General features: G+C 63.5%; 24 protein-coding genes. 9 read left to right on the forward strand and 15 right to left on the reverse strand.

From position 1 onward, the window contains the following. Positions 1-141: 141 nt before the first annotated feature. Both AACH55_RS02825 and AACH55_RS02830 read left to right on the forward strand, forming a co-directional pair. On the forward strand, positions 142-1,125 hold the full coding sequence (locus AACH55_RS02825; protein WP_338717898.1) for a DUF1852 domain-containing protein: 984 nt from the start codon (positions 142-144) through the stop codon (positions 1,123-1,125). A gap of 25 nt (positions 1,126-1,150) precedes the next feature. Next, entirely contained in the window at positions 1,151-2,179 is a 1,029-nt protein-coding gene (locus tag AACH55_RS02830; RefSeq protein WP_338717899.1) for a methionine synthase, read from the forward strand. A 143-nt stretch (positions 2,180-2,322) separates the two neighbouring features. Here AACH55_RS02830 and AACH55_RS02835 read toward each other — a convergent pair whose 3' ends face one another. Beyond that, the gene (locus AACH55_RS02835; RefSeq protein ID WP_338717901.1) at positions 2,323-3,525 is read right to left on the reverse strand and encodes an ammonium transporter; all 1,203 of its coding nucleotides are present in this window, start codon (positions 3,523-3,525) and stop codon (positions 2,323-2,325) included. 361 nt (positions 3,526-3,886) lie between these two features. Between AACH55_RS02835 and AACH55_RS02840 the strand changes: the two genes are divergently transcribed. Next, complete coding sequence (locus AACH55_RS02840) at positions 3,887-5,521, forward strand: alkaline phosphatase D family protein (protein ID WP_338717902.1); 1,635 nt, start codon at positions 3,887-3,889, stop codon at positions 5,519-5,521. A gap of 22 nt (positions 5,522-5,543) precedes the next feature. On the opposite strand, the gene AACH55_RS02845 is transcribed toward AACH55_RS02840, so the two are convergent. The 11 genes from AACH55_RS02845 to leuS form a co-directional block, all read right to left on the reverse strand. After that, on the reverse strand, positions 5,544-6,140 hold the full coding sequence (locus AACH55_RS02845) for a hypothetical protein (RefSeq protein ID WP_338717903.1): 597 nt from the start codon (positions 6,138-6,140) through the stop codon (positions 5,544-5,546). A 128-nt stretch (positions 6,141-6,268) separates the two neighbouring features. Then, positions 6,269-7,168 (reverse strand): LysR family transcriptional regulator, encoded by a 900-nt coding sequence (locus AACH55_RS02850; protein ID WP_338717904.1) that lies wholly within the window; start codon positions 7,166-7,168, stop codon positions 6,269-6,271. Positions 7,169-7,221: 53 nt separating this feature from the next. Next, complete coding sequence (locus tag AACH55_RS02855; protein ID WP_338717905.1) at positions 7,222-8,070, reverse strand: class III extradiol ring-cleavage dioxygenase; 849 nt, start codon at positions 8,068-8,070, stop codon at positions 7,222-7,224. Positions 8,071-8,200: 130 nt separating this feature from the next. Next, entirely contained in the window at positions 8,201-8,614 is a 414-nt protein-coding gene (locus tag AACH55_RS02860; RefSeq protein WP_338717906.1) for a DoxX family protein, read from the reverse strand. A gap of 181 nt (positions 8,615-8,795) precedes the next feature. After that, a complete protein-coding gene (locus AACH55_RS02865) occupies positions 8,796-10,052 on the reverse strand; it encodes a class I SAM-dependent RNA methyltransferase (RefSeq protein WP_338717907.1) in 1,257 nt (418 codons plus the stop codon). Between the two features lie 92 nt (positions 10,053-10,144). Then, positions 10,145-10,750, reverse strand: a complete 606-nt coding sequence (locus AACH55_RS02870; RefSeq protein ID WP_338717908.1) for a 2-hydroxychromene-2-carboxylate isomerase — start codon at positions 10,748-10,750, stop codon at positions 10,145-10,147. A 66-nt stretch (positions 10,751-10,816) separates the two neighbouring features. Then, positions 10,817-11,242 carry a CopD family protein gene (locus AACH55_RS02875; protein ID WP_338717909.1) on the reverse strand — a complete coding sequence of 142 codons (426 nt, stop codon included), beginning with the start codon at positions 11,240-11,242 and terminating at the stop codon, positions 10,817-10,819. 35 nt (positions 11,243-11,277) lie between these two features. Next, entirely contained in the window at positions 11,278-12,546 is a 1,269-nt protein-coding gene (locus AACH55_RS02880) for a glutamate-5-semialdehyde dehydrogenase (protein WP_338717910.1), read from the reverse strand. Positions 12,547-12,598: 52 nt separating this feature from the next. After that, positions 12,599-13,618, reverse strand: coding sequence for a DNA polymerase III subunit delta (gene holA, locus AACH55_RS02885; RefSeq protein WP_338717911.1), 1,020 nt, complete (start codon positions 13,616-13,618; stop codon positions 12,599-12,601). A gap of 18 nt (positions 13,619-13,636) precedes the next feature. After that, a complete protein-coding gene (gene lptE, locus AACH55_RS02890) occupies positions 13,637-14,185 on the reverse strand; it encodes an LPS assembly lipoprotein LptE (RefSeq protein ID WP_338717912.1) in 549 nt (182 codons plus the stop codon). Between the two features lie 28 nt (positions 14,186-14,213). Then, entirely contained in the window at positions 14,214-16,862 is a 2,649-nt protein-coding gene (leuS, locus tag AACH55_RS02895; protein ID WP_338717913.1) for a leucine--tRNA ligase, read from the reverse strand. A gap of 543 nt (positions 16,863-17,405) precedes the next feature. Here leuS and AACH55_RS02900 point away from each other — a divergent pair. The 6 genes from AACH55_RS02900 to AACH55_RS02925 all read left to right on the forward strand — a co-directional run bounded on the left by AACH55_RS02900 (position 17,406) and on the right by AACH55_RS02925 (position 23,202). Then, complete coding sequence (locus AACH55_RS02900) at positions 17,406-18,497, forward strand: LacI family DNA-binding transcriptional regulator (RefSeq protein WP_338717914.1); 1,092 nt, start codon at positions 17,406-17,408, stop codon at positions 18,495-18,497. Positions 18,498-18,559: 62 nt separating this feature from the next. Beyond that, entirely contained in the window at positions 18,560-19,567 is a 1,008-nt protein-coding gene (locus AACH55_RS02905) for an ABC transporter substrate-binding protein (protein WP_338717915.1), read from the forward strand. A 21-nt stretch (positions 19,568-19,588) separates the two neighbouring features. Beyond that, on the forward strand, positions 19,589-20,479 hold the full coding sequence (locus AACH55_RS02910) for an ABC transporter permease (protein ID WP_338717916.1): 891 nt from the start codon (positions 19,589-19,591) through the stop codon (positions 20,477-20,479). A gap of 10 nt (positions 20,480-20,489) precedes the next feature. Further along, entirely contained in the window at positions 20,490-21,293 is an 804-nt protein-coding gene (locus AACH55_RS02915) for an ABC transporter permease subunit (protein WP_338717917.1), read from the forward strand. After that, positions 21,290-22,384 carry an ABC transporter ATP-binding protein gene (locus AACH55_RS02920; protein ID WP_338717918.1) on the forward strand — a complete coding sequence of 365 codons (1,095 nt, stop codon included), beginning with the start codon at positions 21,290-21,292 and terminating at the stop codon, positions 22,382-22,384. The genes AACH55_RS02915 and AACH55_RS02920 overlap by 4 nt, the downstream gene beginning before the upstream one ends. Next, a complete protein-coding gene (locus AACH55_RS02925; protein WP_338717919.1) occupies positions 22,381-23,202 on the forward strand; it encodes a phosphodiesterase in 822 nt (273 codons plus the stop codon). Before AACH55_RS02920 ends, AACH55_RS02925 begins: the two co-directional genes overlap by 4 nt. Positions 23,203-23,265: 63 nt before the next feature. Here AACH55_RS02925 and AACH55_RS02930 read toward each other — a convergent pair whose 3' ends face one another. The 3 genes from AACH55_RS02930 to AACH55_RS02940 are packed head-to-tail and all read right to left on the reverse strand — an operon-like array spanning position 23,266 to position 24,777. Continuing rightward, positions 23,266-23,592 carry a barstar family protein gene (locus AACH55_RS02930; RefSeq protein ID WP_338717920.1) on the reverse strand — a complete coding sequence of 109 codons (327 nt, stop codon included), beginning with the start codon at positions 23,590-23,592 and terminating at the stop codon, positions 23,266-23,268. A gap of 21 nt (positions 23,593-23,613) precedes the next feature. Beyond that, complete coding sequence (locus tag AACH55_RS02935) at positions 23,614-24,048, reverse strand: biopolymer transporter ExbD (RefSeq protein WP_338717921.1); 435 nt, start codon at positions 24,046-24,048, stop codon at positions 23,614-23,616. Positions 24,049-24,081: 33 nt separating this feature from the next. Then, positions 24,082-24,777 carry a MotA/TolQ/ExbB proton channel family protein gene (locus tag AACH55_RS02940; RefSeq protein ID WP_145607086.1) on the reverse strand — a complete coding sequence of 232 codons (696 nt, stop codon included), beginning with the start codon at positions 24,775-24,777 and terminating at the stop codon, positions 24,082-24,084. Positions 24,778-24,784 lie beyond the last annotated feature (7 nt).

Here is a 24,784-nt window from a genome sequence, read left to right on the forward strand (position 1 = left end):
AATGAGCAAGATTCATTGAATAATGAGATAAAATCATTTTTATTCATGGATGTCGCGGCATAGAATGCGCCTGTACATTGACCGCATCAGGTCGGCGGCAAGCCCACCGGCGTGATTTCAGCAAAGGGGCGCAGGAGCACCATGAACCAAGACTTGTCATTCGCCATCAAGAGCATCTGTTTCGACGAGGACTATCGTCCTGCCGAGAACACGCGCATCACCACCAATTTCGCCAACCTCGCCAGGGGAGCGCAGCGCCGGGAAAACCTGCGCAACACCTTCCGCATGATCAACAACCGCTTCAATGCGCTGGCGCATTGGGACAACCCCAAGGCCGACCGCTATGCGGTGGAGCTGGAGATCATTTCAGTAGAGATGGGCATCGAGGGTGAAGAGCTTGCTGCGGCCCTGCCGCTGATTGAAGTGTTGAAGACCAATATCATCGATCACCTCAGCGGCGAGCGCATCGCCGGTATCGTCGGCAACAATTTTTCTTCTTACGTGCGCGACTATGACTTCAGCGTCGTGCTGCTGGAACACACCAAGGATCAGCCGGTGTTCAGCGTGCCCGAGAACTTCGGTGAGTTGCACGGCAAGCTGTTCAGGCGTTTCGTGGAGTCGGATGCTTACCGGGCGCACTTCAGCAAGCCGCCGGTCATCTGCCTGAGCGTGGCCAGCAGCAAGACCTATCACCGCACGGAGAACTTCCATCCGGTGCTGGGCGTGGAGTATCTGCAGAACGAGTCATCACTGACGGACGCCTATTTCGCCAAGATGGGTCTGCAGGTGCGCTACTTCATGCCGCCCGACAGCGCCGCGCCGCTGGCCTTCTACTTCAGCGGCGACCTGCTGCGCGACTACACGAACCTGGAACTGATCAGCACCATCAGCACGATGGAGACCTTCCAGAAAATCTATCGCCCTGAAATCTACAACGCCAATTCGGCGGCCGGCAAAACCTATCAGCCCAGCCTGCAGCATCAGGACTATTCGGTCACGCGCATCGTCTATGACCGCGAAGAGCGCAGCCGCCTGGCGATCCAGCAGGGACGCTTTGCCGAGGAACATTTCATCAAGCCCTACCGCGCCGTGCTCGAGCAGTGGTCGGCCAGTTACGCTCATTGATCGCTCCACCCACAAGGTCTTCACCATGAAAAAAATATTGCCCACCTCCACCGCCGGCAGCCTGCCGAAACCCGCCTGGCTGGCCGAGCCCGAGAAACTGTGGTCGCCCTGGAGGCTGCAGGGGGATGAATTGCTTGAGGCCAAGCGCGATGCCTTGCGCCTGTCGCTGCAAGAGCAGCAGCACGCCGGAATCGATATCGTCAGTGACGGCGAGCAGACGCGCCAGCATTTCGTGACCACGTTCATCGAGCATCTCGACGGCGTGGATTTTGCCAGGCGCGAGACCGTGCGCATTCGCAATCGTTATGACGCCAGCGTGCCCACGGTAGTGGGTGCGGTGTCGCGCCAGAAGCCGGTGTTCGTGGAGGATGCGAGATTCCTGCGCGGTCAGACCGATCAGCCGATCAAGTGGGCGCTGCCGGGGCCGATGACGATGATCGACACGCTCTACGATGCCCACTACAAGAGCCGCGAAAAACTGGCCTGGGAGTTCGCCGTGATCCTCAACCAGGAAGCGCGCGAGCTGGAGGCCGCGGGCGTGGACATCATCCAGTTCGATGAGCCGGCCTTCAATGTCTTCTTCGATGAAGTCAATGACTGGGGCGTGGCCACGCTGGAGCGCGCCATCGAGGGGCTCAGGTGCGAGACTGCCGTGCACATCTGCTATGGCTACGGCATCAAGGCCAACACGGACTGGAAGCAGACATTGGGTTCGCAATGGCGGCAGTATGAGCAGACCTTCCCCAGGTTGCAGGCATCGAACATCGATATCGTTTCACTCGAATGCCACAACGCACGTGTGCCCATGGAGCTGATCGAACTCATTCGCGGCAAGAAGGTGATGGTGGGGGCCATCGATGTGGCCAGTCACAAGGTGGAGACGCCCGAGGAAGTTGCGGCGACCTTGCGCAAGGCATTGCAGTTCGTCGATGCGGACAAGCTCTATCCTTGTACCAACTGCGGGATGGCGCCGTTGCCGCGAGAGCTTGCGCGGGGCAAGCTTGGTGCGCTGAGCGCGGGGGCCGAGATCGTGCGGAGGGAATTGGGAGTTTGATTTGTGTCTGAAGGGGCGAGCCCCTTCGCACTCAACACAAGGGGTGCCTTGCTTGTATCCCATCCCGTCTGGTCGGCGGGATGGGTATCGACTGCATGGGGCGGATGCCAGACTTTATTCTATTTATCCCCCCCCCCCCCGCCTTACCAACTGGTCTCCCTCTCCGCCGTAGAAGAGATCTTGTGAATCGCCAGATCGGCCCCTTCGAATTCCTGTTCCGGATCCAGGCGAATCCCGACCGTCTTCTTCAGCAAGCCATACACAATCCAGCCGCCCACCGCCGCAATGGCAATGCCCATGAGGCTGCCGATCAACTGCGCCATGAAGGACACGCCACCCCGTCCGCCCAGCGCCTGCAGGCCGAAGATGCCCGCCGCCAGTCCGCCCCACAAACCGCACAGCCCGTGCAGCGGCCACACGCCCAGCACATCGTCGATCTTCCACTTGTTCTGGGTGCGGGTGAACATCCACACGAAAATCGCGCCGGCAATGCCACCGGTGACCAGCGCGCCCAGCGGGTGCATCAGGTCCGAGCCGGCGCACACCGCCACCAGGCCCGCCAGCGGGCCGTTGTAGGCGAAGCCGGGATCGTTGCGTCCCATCAGCAGTGCCACCAGCGTGCCACCGGCCATGGCCATGAGTGAATTCATCGCTACCAGGCCATTCATCTTGTCCAGCGTCTGCGCGCTCATGACGTTGAAGCCGAACCAGCCCACGGTCAGGATCCACGCACCCAGCGCCAGGAAGGGAATGTTGGAGGGCGGATGTGCCGCCACCGCGCCTTCCTTGCTGTAGCGGCCACGGCGCGCACCCAGCAGCAGCACGGCAGGCAGGGCGATCCAGCCGCCCACGGCGTGGACCACGATGGAACCGGCGAAGTCATGGAACTCGGCGCCAAAGGTCGCAGCCAGCCAGGCCTGCACGCCCAGGTGCTGGTTCCATGCAATGCCCTCGAAGAAGGGATAGACCAGGCCCACCAGCACGGCAGTGGCCACCAGTTGCGGATTGAACTTGGAGCGCTCGGCAATGCCGCCCGAAATGATGGCCGGGATGGCCGCCGCAAAGGTCAGCAGGAAGAAGAACTTCACCAGCTCGAAACCGCTGCGCTCGGCCAGCGTCTCGGCACCCGCGAAGAAGCTCACCCCATAGGCCACGTAATAGCCGATGAAGAAATAGACGATGGTCGACACCGCAAAGTCCGCCAGGATCTTCACCAGGGCATTGACCTGGTTCTTCCTGCGCACCGTTCCCAGTTCCAGGAAGGCGAAGCCGGCATGCATGGCCAGGATCATGATCGCCCCCAGCAGGATGAAGAGGGCGTCTGCGCCGTTTTTGTGATCGTCCACCAGAAAATCTCCCAAAAAGTGTGCAATAAAAGAATCGGAAGCACGGACTTAAGCAATTTTCGTTCCAATTTGGTGATTATTCTGCAGAAGCTTGATTCAAAAGGACTTTATCGGTGCGTCAGATGGATGTCAGTATAGTGTTTGCACGAATGATGTGCATCGGTGAGGTGAGGCCGACAGGATGGCTGCATTTTGGTGCAATGGGGTCGATCTCGAATTTTTGCTGTAAATCCCATCAATTTTTTGCTCTCCGTGTGTCTGGTCAGCCTTGGTCATCCTCCTTTCATGGACCGGTCATACTCGATTGCTAAATTGCAACTCCCCCTTTACTTCGCTTTACCTCACCCTCACAGGAGTTGCCATGCCCGATCAGAATCCGCCCGCCGACCACAGCCGCCGCCGCTTCCTGCGCGACACCGCCGTTACTGCCGTGGGCAGCGCCGCCGTGATCGCCAGCCCCGCCGCATTGTCCGCGACAGAGCCCGCTGCGCCGGCCATCGTCACTTCCGAACGCCTGCGTCCGCAATTCCCGGGCGGCATCATGAGCGGCGACGTCACCCGCGACAGCGCCATGGTCTGGGCCCGCGCCGACCGCAATGCGCGCATGCTGGTCGAGTACTCCACCAGCGAGAATTTCTCCAACCCCATCCGCATCGCCGGCCCCACCGCGCTGGCGCGCGAGGACTACACCGCCCGCGTGGATCTGCGCGGCCTGCCGGCGGGGCAGCGCGTCTACTATCGCGTGCGCTTCCAGAATCTGGTGCATGAGTCGGCCCTGAGCGAGCCGCTGACCGGCAGCCTCATGGTGCCGGCCTCGATGCAGGGCCAGGCGCGTGACGTCACCTTTGCCTTTTCGGGCGATGAAGCGGGTCAGGGCTGGGGGATCAACGAGCAGTGGGGTGGTTATCGGGTGTATGAAAGCATGCGCCGCTTCCGCCCGGATTTCTTCATCCACTCGGGCGACCAGATCTATGCCGATGGGCCGATCCAGGCGGAAGTGAAGCTGGACGACGGAACGCTGTGGCGCAACGTGGTGACCGAAGCCAAGTCCAAGGTGGCGCAGACGCTGGATGACTATCGCGGCAACTTCGCCTACAACATGCTGGACGCCAGCAAGCGCCGCTTCGCCGCCGAGGTGCCGTTCCTGGTGCAGTGGGATGACCACGAGGTGCGCAACAACTGGTATCCGGGCCAGCAGATCGGTGCGGCCGAGAAGCGCTATGACGAACGCAATATCGACGTGCTGGCCGCGCGTGCGCGCCAGGCCATGTTCGAGCACAACCCTTTCCGCATCGATAGCGCTGATCCCTTCCGTATCTATCGCGCCTTCCAGCACGGCCCGCTACTTGATGTGTTCATGCTGGACGAACGCAGCTATCGCGGCCGCAATTCGCCCAATCGCCAGAAGGGTGGGCACGACGCCGATTTCCTCGGCCCCGGGCAGATGCGCTGGATCAAGCAGGCGTTGCTGCGGTCGCGCGCGACCTGGAAGCTGATCGCCAGCGACATGCCGCTGTCCATCGTGGTGCCGGACCTGAACCCCGATGTACCCAAGGGGACCTTCGAAGCCTGGGCCAATGCCGACAACGGCAAGCCGTCCGGGCGCGAGCTGGAGGTGGCTGAACTGCTGCGCTTCATCAAGCAGCACGACATCAAGAATGTGGTGTGGGTGACGGCCGACGTGCACTACGCCTCGGCGACGCACTATGCGCCCGAGCGCGCGCAGTTCACCGACTTCAAGCCCTTCTGGGAATTCGTCGGCGGCCCCATCAATGCCGGGACCTTCGGGCCGGGCGAGATCGATCGCACCTTCGGTCCGGACGTGCGTTTCGTTAGCATCCCGGCCGACATGAAACAGAACCGCTCACCGGCCGACTTGCTGCAGTTCTTTGGCATCGGCAAGATCGATGCGAAGACCAGGACCCTGACCGTCACCCTGCACAACACCGACGGCCGGGAAATCTACAAGGTCGAGCTGCCGCCCGAGCAGGCTTGACCGGGGCCCGGGCGGCGCGGCCTCAGAAGCCGTTGTCGGTGCTGAAGCTGCCGCCGCCCATGCCGCCCATTCCTCCGCCACCCATACTGCCGCCACCCATCCCGCCACGGCCGCCCATGCCACCGCCGGAGCGGCTGCGTCCGCCGTCACCGTGCGCGGGACCATCGGCCACGCGCTGCATGCGGTCCACGATGTAATCCTGGACTTGCTTGCGCTGGCCGTCATCGAGGGCATCGGCCATCGCAAACCAGATCTCGCGCAACTGGCGTCCTTCCTCTTCGGCGGCACGGCCATCGTTGTCATAGTCGGCGGCCAGCTCGCGGAAGTCGCCGCCGGGTGCATGCAAGACCTGCTCCGTATGTTCTTGCAGGTGCGCGCGCCGTTGCTGGCGCTGTGCCAGGATGGCGCGGGTCTTTTGCTCGGTCTGGCGCCACAGGATCTGCTGGTTGGGGGTGAGCTTGAGGTCGCTCTTGAGCTGCTCGGTCATGGGCAGGATGTCGCTTGCGATCAGATCGACCAGCGGTGTGGCCATGGCCGGCACCGCCTTGGCCAGCATCAGGACCGACGCAGCAGCGTACAGCAGCGACTTGGAAAAGGAGGGCAGGGCAAAGCCGGGCATGAACTACTCCGCAAGAGAAAGCCCAGATTTAAGCAGGCGCACCCGCGCCTGTGGCAAAGCGAAGCATCCGGTAACACTTCATTGATCTGTGGCAGCATGACCCGACGTGCGCCCGCAGGTCAATCGGATCACTCGTTCCAGTGCACCTGGGCGAAAGCCTCGGAGAGGAAATCCAGCATGGCCCTGACCTTGGCCGGCAGATGCGCACGGCTGGGATAGACGGCGTAGATGCCCAGGTCGGGCACGGTGAAGTCCGTGAGCAGGGGAACCAGCTGTCCGCTGCGCAGGTACTGATCGATCATGAAGGTCGGCTGGCGCGTGATGCCCACGCCGCCCAACGCGGCCTGCACGCAGCTGTCACCATTGTTGACGTGCATGCGCGCATTGACCCGCACGCTGACCGGCCCTTCGGGCCCGCTGAACTGCCATTCGTCCCGGCCTTGGTTGTAGCTGTAGCTGATGATCTGGTGTTGTGCCAGATCGTGCGGATGCCGGGGCGTGCCATGTTTGTCCAGATAGGCGGGGGAGGCACAGATCGGCAGACTGGTGCTGGTGAGCTTGCGATGCACCAGCGTCGAATCCGCCAATCTGGCGATGCGGATCGCCAGATCGTAGCCCTCATCGATGATATCGACGATGCGATCCGACAAAGTGATGTCCAGCTCCACCTCCGGGTGGCGCTCCAGGAACATCGGCCAGAGCGGCGCCAGATGCAGGATGCCGAAGGTGACCGGAGCATTGATGCGCAACAGGCCCGCTGGTTTGGCACTGCCGGCCAGCAGCAGGTCGTCGGCTTCTTCCAGCGCGGCCACGATCTGCTTGCAGCGTTCGAGATAGAGGGTGCCGGCTTCGGTGAGGGAAAGCCGGCGCGTGGTCCGCTGCATCAGGCGCGACCCCAGGCGGGCTTCCAGTTCCAGTACGGTGCGTGAGACGGCGGCCTTGGAGATGCCCAGCGCATCGGCCGCCTTGACGAAGCTGCCGAGGTCGGCCACGGCGATGAAGCACTCGATTTCGCGCAGTTTGTTCAAATCGTCTGTCCCCGAGATGGCGCTGCCCTGGTGCCATCGGGAAAGACGGCGGCTCAGGCAGCTGCCGGAAGTTGTGCCAGCAGGCGGGAGCCGGTGCCGAAGGCGAAGGCGTCCATGCGCAGGCTATGATACGTCGAACCGCTGTCCAGGTGTACCAGCTGGGTCCAGTCATCGGCCGCGCCCATGGCGAAGAACAGGCTCAGCAGGTGTTCATCGCTGGGATGGGTGCGTACGGCATGCGGGGCGGTGGTCCGGTAGCCGAAGAGGCCCTGCAGGTCGCCAGCGTGCATGCGGTCGAGGAACCATCGCAGGAATTCCAGCGTATGCGGTGCATCGCTACCGTCGGTCTGGTCACGGCGCAGTTCGCGCAGGTTGTGCGTGAAGCTGCCGGAGCCGATCAGCAGGATACCTTCCTTGGCCAATGGCGCCAGCAGCCGCCCCACCTGATAGTGATAGGCAGGCGGCTGCTGCGATTGCAGCGACAGCTGGATCACCGGCACATCGGCCTGCGGATACAGGTAGCGCAGCGGCACCCAGGCACCGTGATCCAGGCCCCAGCCGCCGTCGGTATGGGCCGGCAGGCCGCCGTCACGCAGGCGCTGCGCCACGTGCTCGGCCAGGGCTGGCGCGCCCGGAGCCGGATAGTCCAGTTCATACAGTGCCGGCGGGAATCCACCGAAGTCATGGATCACGCGCGGCTGGCTCTGGTTGCCCACGCGCGGGGTGAAGGTTTCCCAGTGCGGCGACACCATCACGATACCGCGCGGACGCGGCAGTGCCGCCCCGATACCCGCCAGCAGCGGACCCGTGCGGCCAGGTTCGATGGCCAGCATGGGCGAACCATGCGAGACGAACAGCGAGGACAGGGGGAGGCTATCGGTGAGGGTGGTCGCAGTGGACATGGTGGGTTCCTTGTGAATCTCTATAAACGATATAAAACATTTATAACATTGATGCCGGTCGGTGCCTCAATGCGTTACGCCGGGCGCGAGCCCGGCGATGCATGATGCCGATGTTGCCATCGATGCCGGATCAGCGCTGCGCTTCGCGCTTCATGGCAAAGGCGCCGTCGCCCAGCAGGAACACAGCGATCAGGCCGACGATCCAGAGTGCCAGGTATTCCCAGCCGCCCTTGGGATTGGTGAAGAAGAAACCGGCCTTGCCATGCACCAGCACGACCGCGCCCAGCAGGTCCGCTGCCAGCGGCAGGGCCAGCCAGCGGCCATAGTAGCCCAGCACCAGGGCAATGCCGCCCACCACTTCCAGCGCCATGACCGGATAGGCGAACCAGCCGGGCACGCCCAGGGAGGCAAAGAAGCCGGCCGTGCCTGCCGGAGTGAAGACGAAGATTTTCAGGCCGGCGTGGACCAGAAAGAAAATGCCCATGGTGACGCGCAGCAGGAAGGCGGCGTAGTCGGCGCGGGTGTTGACGGTAACGGTGGTCATGATGATCCCGGAAAAGTGTGGAGTGGATGAAGGAGGGCCAGCGTTGCGCGATTTTTTTGCATGCGCAATCGGCACTGGCCACGTCCACACTGTAGGGAAGAATGCGCACCGGATAAACCGGCTGCAGCGGGATGGATCGTCTTGCGGAAGTTGACAATCCATCCCGGCCTGGCCTGGCGGATCAGTCTTCGCTGTCGCGCGAGACCGGCTTGGCTTCCTCGCGGCGGTTGTAGCCGGCCACCATGTCGAAGCGGAACAGGCGGCATTCCAGGGCGCCGTTGAAGAACGGGGTCTTGCGGGATTCCTTCAGGCGCATCAGCTTGGGCAAGCCGAGGTCGGCCGAGAACAGGAACACGCTCCAGCCCGCAAAGCGTTGCTTCAAGGTGCTGGAGAAGGCGCTGAAGAATTGCGCGAACAGTTCCTCGGTCGGCAGGGCACGGTCGCCGCGCACGCCGATACGCTCACCGTAGGGCGGGTTGGAGAGGATGATGCCGACCAGCGGCTTGCCCTCGGCGTCGACGGGCGGCTTGATTTCCTGCGCCTCGATCTGCTTCAACGGCACCTCGAAATGCACGCCGGCACGCACCAGATTCTTGCGCGTCAGTTCCACCATGTCACCGGAGATGTCGCTGCCGAAGAGCGTCGGTGTGGTCGGAATCGGATTGGGTTTGAAATCGCCCTTGATGCCGAACCAGGCGTCGGCATCGAAGTTGCTGAACTTCTCGAAGGCAAAGCGACGGCGTGCACCGGGCGGTACACCGGCGATGATCTGCGCGGCCTCGGCCAGGATGGTGCCGGAACCGCACATGGGATCGAACAGCGGCACGCCCGGCTTCCAGCCGGCGGTGCGCAAGAGGCCCGCAGCGAGGTTCTCGCGCAGCGGTGCGTCACCGGTCTCTTCGCGCCAGCCGCGCTTGAAGAGCGCCTCGCCCGAGGTATCGAGATAGACCGTGAAATTGTGGGCATCGACGAAACCGGCGATGCGCATGTCAGGCGTACGGGTGTTGACCGAGGGACGCAGCTTGAACTGGTCGAGGAAGCGGTCGCAGATGGCGTCCTTGATCTTGAGCGTGGTGAATTCCAGGCTGCGCAGGGGCGACTTCACCGCGGTCAGGTCCACGCGGATGGTGTGCGAGACCTTGAACCAGTCTTCCCAGGCTTGGGCCAGGGTGAGGTCGTAGATGTCGTTCTCGTTCTTGTAGGAACCGTGGCCCATGCGCAGCAGCACGCGACTGGCGATGCGCGAGTGCAGGTTCATCTGGTAGGCCGCCAGCAGGGTGCCGGAGCAGTGCACGCCACCGGGCACCTGGTTGTGCACCTTGAGATTGGCGGCGGGGCCGGCGTGCTGGGCGATCTCGTTGAGTTCCTCGGCCAGGGCCGCTTCCAGGCCGCGCGGGCAGGGGCAGAAATAAGAGTATTGGGTGTCGGGAGAGTGCATGGGAGTACCTTTTATCCGTTGGAAAACAGGGGTTCAGAAATGAAAACGCCGGACTGCACGGGAGCAGTCCGGCGTCATTGTACGCTGGCCGCTCAGGCTTTCGCGAAGGCGCGCTCGATGAAGTCCAGGCGGTCCTGGCCCCAATAACCTTCGCCCTCGTAGATGTACCACGGCGCGCCGAAGATGCTGGCGGCATTGGCTTCATCGGTGAAGCGGTCGAATTCGGCCTGCACGCTGGCGGTCTCTGCCGATTTCAGCAAGGCAGCACCGTCGTGTTCCTGGGCATTGGCGATGGCCACCAGGGTGTCGGGGTCGGCGATGTTTCTTTGTTCTTCCCACACCGCGCGCATGATGGCATCGGTCAGGCGCAGCGCGGCGGCGGTGCCGTGGGCCAGCTGGGTGGCAATGATCAGGCGCGAGGCATTGTCGCTGTTGACCGGGAAATAGGTCGGCTGCAGGATCATGGGCTTGCCCCGGAATTCGCTCCAGCGCGCCAGTTCCTTCAGGCGATAGGCCTGGCGCTGCGGTGCGCGCTTGGCCAGCGGCAGGCCGCCGGAGACGCCGAAGATCTTGGACAGATCAAAGGGCTTGGGCAGGATCTGCACCTGGTATCGTTCGGCGAGGGCGACGAAATGCGCGTGGCCCAGGTAGGCGAAGGGAGAATGCGGCGCGAAGAAGTACTCACAGACTTTGCTCATGACCGGCTCCGGAAGGATGAGGGTGTGGATGACGCGTACGAAGACTGCTGGAAAACTGCAGAACGATCAGAACGGCTTGACCACGACCAGGATCACGATGGCCAGCATCAGCAGTACCGGCACTTCGTTGAACCAGCGGTACCAGAGGTGGCTGCGCACGTTCTTGCCGTGTTCGAATTTCTTGAGCAGCGCGCCGCAGGCGTGCTGGTAGCCGATCACCAGCACCACCAGGAACAGCTTGGCATGCAGCCAGCCATTGCCCGGGCCTTTCCAGAAGGACCAGGTGATGACCAGCAGCCAGATGCCCAGCGCCAGCGCGACCAGCGAGATCATGCCGGTGAAGCGGTACAGGCGGCGCGCCATGCCCAGGAGGCGTTCGCGCGCCACCAGATCGGTCTCCTGCGCCAGGTTCACGAAGATGCGCGGCAGGTAGAACAGGCCGGCGAACCAGGAAGCGATGAAGACGATGTGCAGGGCTTTGATCCAGAGCATGACGGTCCTTGTGGTTGGCGTAAGAGATTACCGGATTACTGGCGCACCTGGCCCTGGCCCAGTACCACGTACTTGAGCGAGGTCAGGCCCTCCAGCCCGACCGGGCCGCGCGCATGCAGCTTGTCGTTGGAGATGCCGATTTCCGCGCCCAGACCATATTCGAAACCATCGGCAAAGCGCGTGGAGGCATTGACCATGACGGAGGCCGAATCGACTTCGCGCAGGAAGCGCATGGCGCGCGTGTAGTCCTCGGTGATGATGCTGTCGGTGTGCTGGGACGAGTGGCGGTTGATGTGCTCGATGGCCTCGTCCATGTCGGCCACCACTTTGACGGCCAGGATGGGCGCCAGGTATTCAGTGTCCCAGTCTTCTTCGGTGGCCGCCTTGAGCAGCGGATAGTCGGCCAGAATCTCGGCGGCTTCGGCATCGCAGCGCAGTTCCACTTCCTTGACGCGATACAGCTCGGAGAGCGGCGGCAGGATGGCCGCGGCAATGTTGCGCGAGACCAGCAGGGTTTCCATGGTGTTGCAGGTGCCGTAGCGATGGCACTTGGCGTTGAAGGCCACATCCAGCGCCTTGCGGGTGTCGGCGCGGTCGTCGATGTAGACGTGGCAGATGCCATCCAGGTGCTTGATCATCGGCACCTTGGCTTCCTTCATCAGGCGCTCGATCAGGCCCTTGCCGCCGCGCGGGACGATCACGTCCACGTACTCCTGCATGGTGATGAGCGCACCCACGGCGGCGCGGTCGGTGGTCTCGACCACCTGCACCGCCTCTTCCGGCAGACCGGCGCCGGCCAGGCCTTCCTTGACCAGCTTGGCCAGGGCCTGGTTGCAATGGATGGCTTCGGAACCACCGCGCAGGATGGTAGCGTTACCACTCTTGATGCACAGGCCCGCAGCGTCGACGGTCACGTTGGGACGGGCTTCGTAGATGATGCCGATCACGCCCAGCGGCACGCGCATCTGGCCGACCTGGATACCGGTGGGGCGGTACTTCATGTTGCTGATCTCGCCAATCGGATCGGGCAGGGAGGCGATCTGCTCCAGGCCTTCGGCCATGGTGGCGATGGCCTTGTCGGACAAAGTGAGACGGTCCAGCATGGCCTCGGCCAGGCCGTTGGCGCGGGCCGCTTCCAGGTCCAGTGCATTGGCCGCGCGCAGGAGGTCTGCGTCGCGGCGGATGGCGGCGGCGATCAGCAGCAGTGCCTGGTTCTTGGCAGCGGTATCGGCGCGCGCCATGGCGCGCGAGGCGGCACGGGCCTGCTGGCCGATGCGGTTCATGTAGAGTTCGATGTTTTCCATTCGGGTTCCTCCGGGGCGCATGAGCGCGTCGGGTTCGATAGAGGTAAGAGGTTCAGCGTCCGCGTGCCAGCTTCAGGCCCAGCTGCAGCAGCGCGTCCCACGGGTCGCCGGCAAAGCTGCGGGCGCGCAGGCCCTTGACCATGCGGTCCACCAGGGCCGCTTCCTGCAGCGCCTGTTCCAGCGCAGCCAGGCTGATACGGCGCAGCGCCGGTTCCATCAGCCGCTCGCGCGGGCCCCAGATGCGGTATTCCTTCAACAGCGCGCCCACGGGTTTGCCCTGGGCCATGCCGGACTTCAGTTTGAGCAGGGTGCGGATTTCCTCGGTGACGGCCCACAGCACCAGCGGCAACGCTTCGCCTTCGCCTTTCAAGCCTTCCATCATGCGCGTCAGGCGCGCGATGTCGCCGGAGAGCATGGCTTCATTGAGCTTGAAGACATCGTAACGCGCCACGTTCAGCACCGCGTCCTGCACCTGTTCAAAACTGAGCTGGCCGGCCGGGTAGAGCAGGGCCAGTTTCTGGATTTCCTGGTGCGCGGCCAGCAGATTGCCTTCCACGCGATCGGCAATGAAATCCAGGCAGGGCCGGTCGGCACTCTGCTGCTGGGCCGCCAGGCGGTTGCCGATCCAGCCCGGCAACTGGGCGCGCTCCACCAGCGGGATGTCGATGTAGACGGCCGCCTGCTGCAGGGCGCCTACCCAGGCCGCCTTCTGCGTGGCCCAGTCCAGCTTGGGCAGGCTGATGATGGTGAGATTGTCGGGCGAAAGATTGGCCGCGTAATCCTGCAGCGCCTGACCGCCATCCTTGCCGGGCTTGCCGGTGGGGATGCGCAGTTCGATCAGCTTCTTGTCGCCGAACAGCGATTGCGACTGGTTCGCCGCCAGCAGTTCGCCCCACTTGAAACTGCGTTCGACCACCAGCACCTCGCGCTCGGTATAACCGTGGGCACGGGCGCTGCGGCGGATCTTGTCGGCCGCCTCCAGCGCCAGCAGGTGCTCGTCGCTGGCGATCACATAGAGCGGTGCCAGCGATTTGCCGAGATGGGCGTCCAGGGAGTCGTGGCGCAGTTGCATGGCGATCCTGCAGAGCGCTCAGGAGTCCGAACCGGCTGCGGCAGCCTTCTCGTTCTTGATGGCCGTCCTGGAGGCCGACAGGCGACGCAGGATCTGCTGCACCAGATCGGACTGCATGTCGCGATAGAGCAGCACTTCTTCGGCCTGCTTGGCCAGTTCCTGGTTCTCGTCATAGGTGATGACGCGGCGCAGGGTGATGGCCGTGGGCGGAATCAGGATGACACCCTTGGCATCGGTAACCGAGAAGGTGAAGCGCTGGAACAGCGCGTATTCACGCACGCGGCCGTTGGTGTTCAGGGTCAGCACCTGGCGGTCGCGCGAGTCGGCCAGCACCTTCAGGTTGGCTTCGGCTTCCTTGGCATCGGAGACCACCTTGGCGCCGCTGGCCTCGATGTTGCGCTTGAGCTCCACGCCCACCGCCGAGTTGGGCGCGAAGCCCAGGTAGATGGTCTTGAAGGGCAGGTCGGCCGCGCCGCGCAGATGGAAGCCGCAGGCCGTGAGCAACACGGCTGCGGCCACCATCAGCAGCCATTGCGGGAAACGCTTGATTTGGACTTGAGCGTGCATGGATTTCCGTCGGTTGGGTTGGGCCGGATCAGGCAACGATGTTGACCAGCTTGCCCGGCACCACGATCACCTTCTTCGGGGCGCCGGTCAGGAATTTCTTGACGTCTTCATTGGCCAGGGCAGCGGCTTCGATGGCGGCCTTGTCGGCGTCCTTGGACACGGTGACTTCACCGCGCAGCTTGCCGTTGACCTGCACCACCAGCTTGATCTCGCTCTGCTCCAGCGCGGCGGCATCGACCTGCGGCCAGGCGGCATCGAGGATGTCACCGTGCGTGCCGGCATAGCCCAGTTCCTGCCACAGCACGTGGGTGATGTGCGGGGCCACCGGGTTCAGCACGCGCAGGAAGATCGAGAAGCACTCGGCGATGACCGCATCACCTGCTGCGCCCGCTGCCGGCTTGGCGGCTTCCAGCGTGTTGAGCATCTTCATGCAGGCCGAGACCACGGTGTTGTACTGGATGCGTTTGAAGTCGTTGTCGGCCTGCTGCAGGATCTTGTGCACTTCGCGGCGCAGGGTCTTCAGGCCATCGTCGAGCTGGGCCGCATCGACTGCGCCCGCCGCGGTAATGCGCGTGGCGTTGTTGTAGCCGAAGGCCCAGACGCGGCGCAGGAAGCGGTTGGCGCCTTCGACACCGGCACCGGACCATTCCAGGGTCTGTTCCGGGGGCGAGGCGAACATGGTGAACAGGCGCGCCGTGTCGGCGCCGTACTGGTCGATCTGCGCTTGCGGGTCGATGCCGTTGTTCTTGGACTTGGACATCTTCTCGGTGCCGCCGATCATCACCGGCTGGCCGTCTTCCTTCAATACGGCCGAGACCGGGCGGCCCTTGTCGTCGAAGGACAGGTCCACGTCGGCCGGGTTGTACCAGGTCTTCTTGCCGGCAGCGTCTTCGCGATAGTAGGTCTCGTTCAAGACCATGCCTTGCGTCAACAGATTGGTGAACGGCTCGTCGAACTTGACCAGGCCGAAGTCGCGCATGACCTTGGTCCAGAAGCGTGCGTACAGCAGGTGCAGCACGGCGTGTTCGATGCCGCCGATGTACTGGTCCATGGGCATCCAGTAATCGTTGCGGGAGTCCACCATCGCCTCGTTGCTGCCCGGCGAGGTATAGCGCATGTAGTACCAGGACGAATCCACGAAGGTGTCCATGGTGTCGGTCTCACGGCGGGCCGGCTTGCCGCAGCAGGGGCAGTCGACCTTGAGGAATTGCTCATGCTTGTTCAACGGATTGCCGCTGCCGTCCGGTACGCAGTCTTCCGGCAGCACCACCGGCAGGTCTTTCTCGGGCACGGGCACGTCGCCGCAGTCGGGGCAGTGGATGATGGGGATAGGCGTACCCCAGTAGCGCTGGCGCGAGATGCCCCAGTCGCGCAGGCGGAAGGTCACCTTCTTCTCACCCAGGCCCTGCGCGGCCAGATCGGCGGCCACTGCATCCACGGCCGCCTGATAGCCCAGGCCATCGTACTTGCCGGAGTGGATGGTCTTGCCGGCTTCCTTGTCGCCGTACCATTCTTCCCAGGCCTCGGTGGAGTAGGTCTTGCCTTCCACGCCGATGACCTGCTTGATCGGCAGATTGTATTTGCGGGCGAAGGCGAAGTCGCGCTCGTCATGCGCCGGCACGCCCATCACGGCGCCGTCGCCGTAGGTGATGAGCACATAGTTGCCGATCCACACCTCGACCTGATCGCCGGTCAGCGGATGGGTCACGTACAGACCGGTGGGCATGCCTTTCTTTTCCATCGTCGCCATGTCGGCTTCGATCACGCTGCCCTGCTTGCATTCGGCGATGAAGGCTTGCAGGGCCGGGTTGTTTTCTGCGGCGAGCGTGGCCAGCGGATGTTCCGGGGCCACGGCGCAGAAGGTCACCCCCATGATGGTGTCGGCGCGGGTGGTGAAGACGAACAGCTTGCCATCGTTGATCAGCTGGCCGTCCGCGCCCTTGATCTGGTGCGGGAAGGCAAAGCGCACGCCGGTGGACTTGCCGATCCAGTTGGCCTGCATCAGGCGCACGCGCTCGGGCCAGCCGGGCAGTTTGGTCTCGACGTGTTCGAGCAGCTCGTCGGCGTAGTCGGTGATCTTGGCGTAGTACATCGGGATCTCGCGCTTTTCGATCACGGCGCCGGAGCGCCAGCCACGGCCGTCGATGACCTGCTCGTTGGCCAGCACGGTCTGGTCGATCGGGTCCCAGTTCACGGTCCCGGTCTTCTTGTAGATGATGCCCTTCTCCAGCATCTTCAGGAACATCCACTGGTTCCACTTGTAGTACTCGGGACGGCAGGCGGTCATCTCGCGCGACCAGTCGATGGCCAGGCCCATGGACTGCATCTGCGATTTCATATATTCGATATTGGAATAAGTCCATTGCGCCGGCGGCACGCCATTGGCCATGGCGGCGTTTTCAGCGGGCATGCCGAAGGCGTCCCAGCCCATGGGCATCAGGACGTTGTAGCCGTTCATGCGCAGGTAGCGGTACATCACGTCGTTGATGGTGTAGTTGCGCACGTGGCCCATGTGCAGCTTGCCGGAGGGATAGGGCAGCATCGAGCAGGCGTAGAACTTCTTCTTGTCGCGGCCTTCCTTGTCGCGGGCGTTTTCGACGGTCTTGTAGGCGTCGATGGCGTTCCAATGCTGCTGCGCGGACTGTTCGACTTCGGCGGGGCTGTATTTATCTTGCATGACGGGCTGATACGGATGGAATTCGGTTGGGAAGAGATTGCACCTCGGATTGCACTTCGATTGCAATTCGAAACCCTGCATTATACCGGCTCGCCACCCCGGCGCGGCATTCCGGCCGCCGTCGCCAGCCGCAGCGAGCGCGCCGGACGAAAAAAAGCCCGCCTCCGTAAAGAGGCGGGCCAAGACCCCTGTGCCAGAGCAGGCGGCAACAGGGATAGCAGCTACACGGTTCCGCCAACGAGGGGGCGACGGGCTGGAATGGTGAGGCTGGTCAGCTTGGGCGGCTGACAGGGCGTATGAAACCATCGTCTGCGCTGGCACGGAGGTTTCTCGAAAGTATTCTTGTTAATTCTCGAAAAATTGTGAAAAAGCAATTTTTTATTGCGTTATAGGTGAATTTGACGGAACCTCTGCTTGAGAGAGTGAGACACCGGGGGCAGGTGGTTTTTCGCGTTTTCCTTCATATCCTCCAGCGCGCATCGTCATGAGGACGTAACAATCGGCCGGCATCATGAAATCGTTTTCATTTGCCTCGAAACCCCCGTGCGCCCGTCCATCAAACAAGTTGCCCACCTGGCTGGTGTCTCCATTGCCACTGTGTCCCGCCTGCTCAACAAGCCCGGCTCGGTGAGCGCGGAAACGGCCGAGAAGATCCACCGCAGCATCGCCGAACTGGGCTTTCGTCCCAATTTCACCGGGCGCAACTTGCGCGCCGGCAATTCGCGCACGGTCGGGGTGGTCGTGCCGACGCTCTCCAACACGGTCTTTGCGCAATGCCTGCAGGGCATCGAGCTGGCTGCCCGGGAGCTGGACTACTCGGTCATGTTCACCACCACCGAATACCTGCCGCAAGACGAATCGGCGGCCGTCGAGCTGCTGCTGGGCCATCGTGTCGACGGTGTGATCCTGACGGTGGCCGATGCCGGTGCCAATGCCACGCTGGACCTGCTGGAACGCGAGCGCATCCCCTTCGTGCTGGCCTACAACCAGCTGGCTGCGGCCGAAGCGGCGGCGCACCGGACCTCGGTCTCGGTGGACAACCGCGTCGCCGCCTGCGATGCCGTCAGCCACCTGATCGCGCTGGGGCACCGCCGCATCCAGATGCTCTCGGGGCGCTTCAATGCGTCCGACCGCGCCATGCAGCGCTACTGCGGTTATCTCGATGCCATGCACGCCGCCGGTCTGGCGCCGCTGCCGGCCATCGAGGTCGAGCGCCACACACTGACCGCCGCCACCGACTATCAGCAGATGATGGCCGATCCGCTGCACCGTCCCACGGCGCTGTTCTGTTCCAACGACCTGCTGGCCCTGAGCGCCATGCGCGACCTGCGCGCGCTGGGCTTGCAGGTGCCGGGCGATATCTCGGTGATGGGCTTCGACGGCATCCCCGTGGGTGCGCTCATCGAGCCGGTGCTGGCCAGCGTGGTGCAGCCCTCGGAACAGATCGGCGACGTCGCCCTGCGCACCCTGGTCGCGGCCATCGAGCGCGCGCTGCCGGCTGCTGCCGTGGCGGCTGGGGACGATGCCTCCGTTCACGCTACCGCTATCGCTGGTGTGCGCCACATCCTCCCGCATGTGCTGCGCGAGGGGGGATCGGTGGCGCCGCCTGCGCAGCGTTCGCAACACGCATCCTGATGCACCCGGTTTCTTGAAGTTCGCTGTGCCTTCGTTGTTCAACCCATAGGAAAGGATCTGACATGTTCCTGAAACGTGTTATTCAAACTGCCGCCGGCGCGCTGTTGCTGTCGGCTTCCCTGGCCGCATCGGCCCAGACCGCGATCTGCTACAACTGCCCGCCCGAGTGGGCGGACTGGGCCGCGCAGATCAAGGCCATCAAGGACAAGACCGGCATCACCGTGCCGCCCGACAACAAGAACAGCGGCCAGGCCCTGGCCCAGCTGACGGCCGAGAAGGCCAGTCCGGTGGCCGATTTCACCTACCTGGGCGTGTCCTTCGGCATCGAAGCGAAGAACAAGGACCTGGTGGCCGCCTACAAGCCGGCGCACTGGAACGACATCCCCAACGGACTGAAGGATCCTGACGGTTACTGGGTCACCATCCACTCCGGCACCATGGGCATCATGGTCAACGTCGACGCCTTGAAGGGCAAGCCGGTGCCCAAGTCCTGGGCCGACCTGCAAAAGCCGGAATACAAGGGCCTGATCGGCTACCTCGACCCCGCCTCGGCCTTCGTCGGCTACGTCGGTGCCGTGGCCATCAACCAGGCCATGGGCGGCACGCTGGACGATTTCTCGCCGGCCATCACCTACTTCAAGAACCTGCAGAAGAACCAGCCCATCGTCCCCAAGCAGACCTCCTACGCGCGTCTGATCTCGGGTGAGATTCCCATCCTGCTGGGCTATGACTTCGACGCCTATCGCGCCAAGTACAAGGACCACGCCAACGTCGCCTTCGTGATCCCCACCGAAGGGACCGTCACCGTGCCCTACGTGGTCTCGCTGGTGAAGAACGGCCCGCACCAGGCCGATGCCAAGAAGGTGCTGGACTTCCTGCTGTCCGACCAGGGCCAGGCCATCTGGGCCAATGCCTACCTGCGTCCGGTGCGTGCCTCGGCCATGTCCAGGGAAGCGGAAGCACGCTTCCTGCCGGCTTCTGAATACGCCCGTGCCAAGTCGGTGGACTACGGCAAGATGGCCGAAGCGCAGCGCAAGTTCGGCGAGCGTTACCTGGTCGAAGTGCGTTAAATGCAGAGCGCAGGAGCAAGCATGAAAAGCCTGACCCCCTCCGTCTCCGGTGCGCCCGCGCCGGTGGCCGGCAAGTCGCCGGGTGCGCGTCCCCGCGCAGCGGGCAACGGCGTGTGGCTGTGGTTCGCCCTGCCCGGCCTGACGATCTTCTGCGCCTTCTGGCTGCTGCCGATGGTGCGGCTGGTCGGCGTGGGTGCCTCGGGGCCGGAAGGGGCGATGGCCTATCTGTCGGTGCTGACCAACCGCCATTACTTCACCAGCCTGGTTTCCACGCTGCTGCTGTCGGCGGTGGTCACGGCCGCGACCCTGGCCATCTCGGTGTTCGTGGGCTTGTTCCTGCAACGCAATCGCTTCCCCGGCCAGTCGCTGTTGCTGGCCATGCTGACTTTCCCGCTGGCCTTTCCCGGCGTGGTGGTCGGCTTCATGGTCATCATGCTGGCCGGGCGCCAGGGCCTGATCGGTTCCCTGACCAACTGGCTCTTCGGTGAATCGCTGGTGTTTGCGTATTCGCTGGCGGGGCTGTTTCTGGGGTATCTGTATTTCTCGATTCCGCGTGTGATCCTGACCGTGGTGGCCGCTGCCGAAAAGCTCGATCCGTCGCTGGAAGAAGCCGCGCGCTCGCTGGGGGCCAGGCCCTGGCAGGTGCTGCTGCACGTGGTGCTGCCGGCGCTGCTGCCGGCGCTGATCTCGTCGGGGGCGATCTGCTTTGCCACCAGTGTCGGCGCCTTCGGGACGGCCTTCACGCTGGCCGCCAACATCGATGTGCTGCCCATGACCATCTATAACGAATTCACCGGCTACGCCAATTTCGCCACCGCGGCTTCGCTGTCCATCGTGCTGGGGCTCTTCACCTGGGCCGTGCTGGCGCTGGCGCGTTCACTGACCGGCAGCGGCGTTGCGGCGGCGGCATAAGGAAGAGGTCATGCAGAATCGTTTCCGTTTTTATCTTCAACTGGCCTTCACGCTGCTGGTATGCGCCTTCCTGGTGGTGCCGGTGGTGTTGTCGATGCTGGCCGGTGTGACCGAGAATTTCTTCGTCGGCTTGTCCAGCGGGCTCACGCTGCGCTGGGTGGCGCAGGTGTGGGAGATGTACCAGCCCACCATCTGGCGTTCGCTCATCATCGCCCTGGCTTGCCTGGCGGTGACGCTGGCAGCCGGGGTGCCGCTGGCCTACATGCTGGCGCGCTACCGTGGCGGCCATAGCCGCCTGGCGCGCGTGATCGAAGAGTTGCTCATGATGCCGGTGGCCGTGCCGGGCCTGGCCACCGCACTGGCGCTGATCATGGCCTATGGGCAGCTGCGCGGGTTCCGCGCCAGCATCCTCTTCATCCTGGTCGGCCACGTGATCTTCACGCTGCCTTTCATGGTGCGCCCGGTACTGGCGGTGATGCAGTCCTCGCAGCTGGCGCAGCTGGAAGAAGCCGCTGCCAGCCTGGGCGCCGGACGCCTGCGCCGCTTCTTCGGCATCGTCATTCCCAATGCGGCCTCTGGCATCCTGGCCGGCGCGTTGATGGTGGTCACGCTCTCCATCGGCGAATTCAACATCACCTGGATGCTGCACACGCCGCTGACCCAGACCCTGCCGGTGGGCCTGGCCGATGCCTATGCATCGATGCGGCTGGAGGTGGGATCGGCCTATACGCTGATCTTCTTTTTCATGATCATTCCGCTCCTGATCGGCATGCAGTGGGCGACCCAGGCAACACGCAAGAAAGTCAGTCTATGAAGCCCAAGCAAGAAGCCGTTTCCATCCGCCTGCAGCAATGCGCCAAGTCCTTCGCCAATGGCACGCGCGCGCTGCAGCCCCTGGACCTCGACATCCATCCCGGTGAAACCCTGGTCCTGCTGGGCCCCTCGGGTTGCGGCAAGACCACCACGCTGCGCATGATCGCGGGACTGGAGTTTCCCGATGAAGGTGGGCGCGTGCTCTTCGGCGACGAAGACGTGACCGCGCTGCCCATCGAGAAACGCGGTGTGGGCATGGTGTTCCAGAACTATGCGCTGTTCCCCAACATGAGCGTGGGCGAGAACATCGCCTATGGCATGAAGATCCGCAAGATCCCGGCCGGCGAGCGGGCCGAGCGCGTCGAGCAGCTGCTTGAGATGGTGCATCTGCAAGGCCTGTCGCATCGCCGCGTGGACCAGCTCTCGGGTGGCCAGAAGCAGCGCGTGGCGCTGGCGCGCGCACTGGCCATGGAGCCGCGCGTGCTGCTGCTGGACGAACCGCTGACAGCACTGGATGCCAAGCTGCGCGAAGCCGTGCGCAGTGATCTCAACAAGCTGCTGCGCAGCCTCGGCATCACCGCCATCTACGTCACCCACGATCAGGGCGAGGCCATGGCGCTGGGGGACCGCATCGTCGTCATGGAACGCGGCAAGATCTCGCAGATCGGCACGCCCCGCGAGATCTACTATCATCCCGCCAATGACTTCGTGGCCGATTTCATCGGCGCGATGAACCGCGTGGAAGGTGTCTTGTCCGGAGACCGCCTGCTGCTGCCCCACGGCAGCCTGCCACTGCTCGACAAGCTCGATGCCGCCCGGCAGGGACAGCCGGCCTGCGCCATGTTCCGCCCCGAGGATGTGCAGGTGGTGGACCTCACCGAAGCCGACGGGCACTGCGTGCGCGGCAAGGTGCTCAATACCTTTTTCCTGGGTGACCGTACCCGTTTTGAAATCGACATTGGCGTGGAGCGTCCGGTCATCGCCGAGACCAGCCGCCGCGGCTGGTGGGAAGCCGGACAGCCGATCGCCATCCGTGTACCGGCCGAGGCGCTGGTGAAGCTGGCGCTGCGCGCCGAGAAGGAGACCGCATGATCCTGGGACAGATTTCCGATTTGCACATCAAGACCGATGGCAAGAAATCCTATCGCGTCGTCGATACCGCCGAAGCCCTCCGGCGCTGCGTGCAGCAGGTCAACGGGTTGAAGCAGCGCCCCGATGTGCTGCTCATCACCGGCGACCTGGTGGACTTCGGCAAGCCGTCCGAATATGCCTGCCTGCGCGACTTGCTGGCACCGCTGACCATGCCGTATTACCTGTTGCCGGGCAACCATGACGAGCGCAATGCGCTGCGTGCGGCCTTCCCGGAGCACGCCTATCTGCAGCAGGGCGGTGAGCGCATCGAGTACGTGATCGAGGAGCATGCCGTGCGCATCATCGCGCTCGATACCGTCATCCCGCGCGCCAGCGGCGGTGAACTGGCGCCTGCCAGCCTGCAGTGGGTCGATGAAGTGCTGGCGCAGCAGCCCGGGCGTCCGACCGTGATCGCCATGCATCACCCGCCCTTTACCACTGGCATCGGCCACATGGATGACATGGGCCTGGCCAATCCGCAGGCGCTGGAAGCGGTGGTGCGCAAGCATCCGCAGGTCGAGCGCATCCTGTGCGGACACCTGCATCGTTCGATCCAGCGCCGCTTCGGCGGGACGCTGGCCACGACTTGTCCGGGCGTGTCGCATCAGGTGCAACTGGACCTGGATCCGCAGGCGCCGTCCTGCTTCGTGATGGAACCGCCGGGATTCCAGCTGCACTGGTGGGATGCGGCTGGAAGGAGCCTGGTCAGCCATACGGCGTTCATCGGGGAATTCGATGGGCCGTATCCGTTTTACGATGGGGATGAGTTGATTGATTGATCTGTTTGAGAGATCAATCAGGGCCGCTGCAGCTCTGGAAGAGATGAATGGAAAACGGCTATATCACTTCCACACCAGCGCAATTACCGGCGGCTCGCCGTAATCCTCGCAGCGGTCATTGATGGCCGTGCAGCAGAATTCCACATCTTCCACCAGGTCCGGCAGGCGCTTGTGCAGGTCGGCGCTGTGGCTGATCTCGATGGTCAGCACTTCCTTGGGCTTGAGCCTGAACTTGCACATACCATCGTCATCGCGCAGATAGGACAGGCAATCGACCCAGGCATCCATGTTGCGGCCATAGAAATCCGGGAAGCCGAAAGCCTGTGCGCTCTCGGTATGAAAACTGTCCCAGTCGGTGATGCGGTCGCCCGCCAGTGTTACGGTGGCCATGCCTGCTCTCTTTCAGTGTGCTTATCTGCCGCTCTTGCCGTCGGCCTTGGGATCGGTGACGAAGCCCAGCTTGGTCAGGCCCGCACCCTGCGCGGCCGACATCACCTCGGCGATGGTTTCATAGCGGGTGGACTTGTCTGCCCGCAATTGCAGATCGGGCTGCGGCTTCCTGGCTGCTGCTGCCGCCAGGCGCGTATCCATTTCCTGTTCGCTGACCTGCTGGTCGTTCCAGTACAGCTTGCCTGCCGCATCGATGCCCAGCGTGACGGTCTCCGGTTTTTCCGGGGCCGGGTTGGACTGTGCGGTAGGCAGGTCCAGCTTCAGGGCGTGGGTGAACATGGGGGCGGTGATGATGAAGATCACCAGCAGGACCAGCATCACGTCCACCATCGGGGTGACGTTGATGTCGGCCATCGGGGCCGAGTTCTGGTTGTCGTTGAATCCGCCGAAACTCATGTGGGACTCCTCTCGGATCGGGTGTCGAAAAAATTATTTGCGCATGCCGCCGACGCGCTCGCCGGTGGTCAGATACGCATGCAGGTCGTGTGCGAAGCCATCCAGTTCGGCCAGCACCACGCGGTTGATGCGGGTGAAGGCGTTGTAGGCCAGCACGGCGGGAATGGCCACCAGGAGGCCCAGCGCGGTCATGATCAGCGCCTCGCCCACGGGACCGGCCACCTTGTCGATCTGCACCGTGCCGCTGGCCGAGACCGCCACCAGCGCGTGATAGATGCCCCAGACGGTACCGAACAGGCCCACGAAGGGCGCGGTCGAGCCGACCGAGGCCAGCAATGTCAGTCCGCGTTCCAGGCGCGCCGAGACGCGGTTGATTTCGCGACGCAGGGTGCGCGTGATCAGTTCGCCCGGATCGGTGGCGGCGTTGAGCGAGGGCGCGCCCTGCTGGCGGGTGCCGATGTCGGCCGCCTCGGCGGCGCGTTCGGCCATGGGGGTGTAGATCTGCTCGCTGTCCAGACGCTGCATGGCGGCAGTGGCATCGGCCAGCGTCGGCGCCTGCCAGAATTGTTCCAGCGCATTGCTGCCGCGCCGGATGCGCCAGGCGGCCCAGGCCTTGGAGAGGATGTAGAACCAGCTGGCGATCGACATCAGCAGCAACAGATAGGCCACCGAGTGGGAAACGGCATCGCCTTGCGCCCAGTAGTGGGCAAATCCAACGTTCTGTTCCATGGTACGT

The organism is Herbaspirillum sp. DW155, assembly GCF_037076565.1.
Lineage (GTDB): Bacteria > Pseudomonadota > Gammaproteobacteria > Burkholderiales > Burkholderiaceae_D > Herbaspirillum.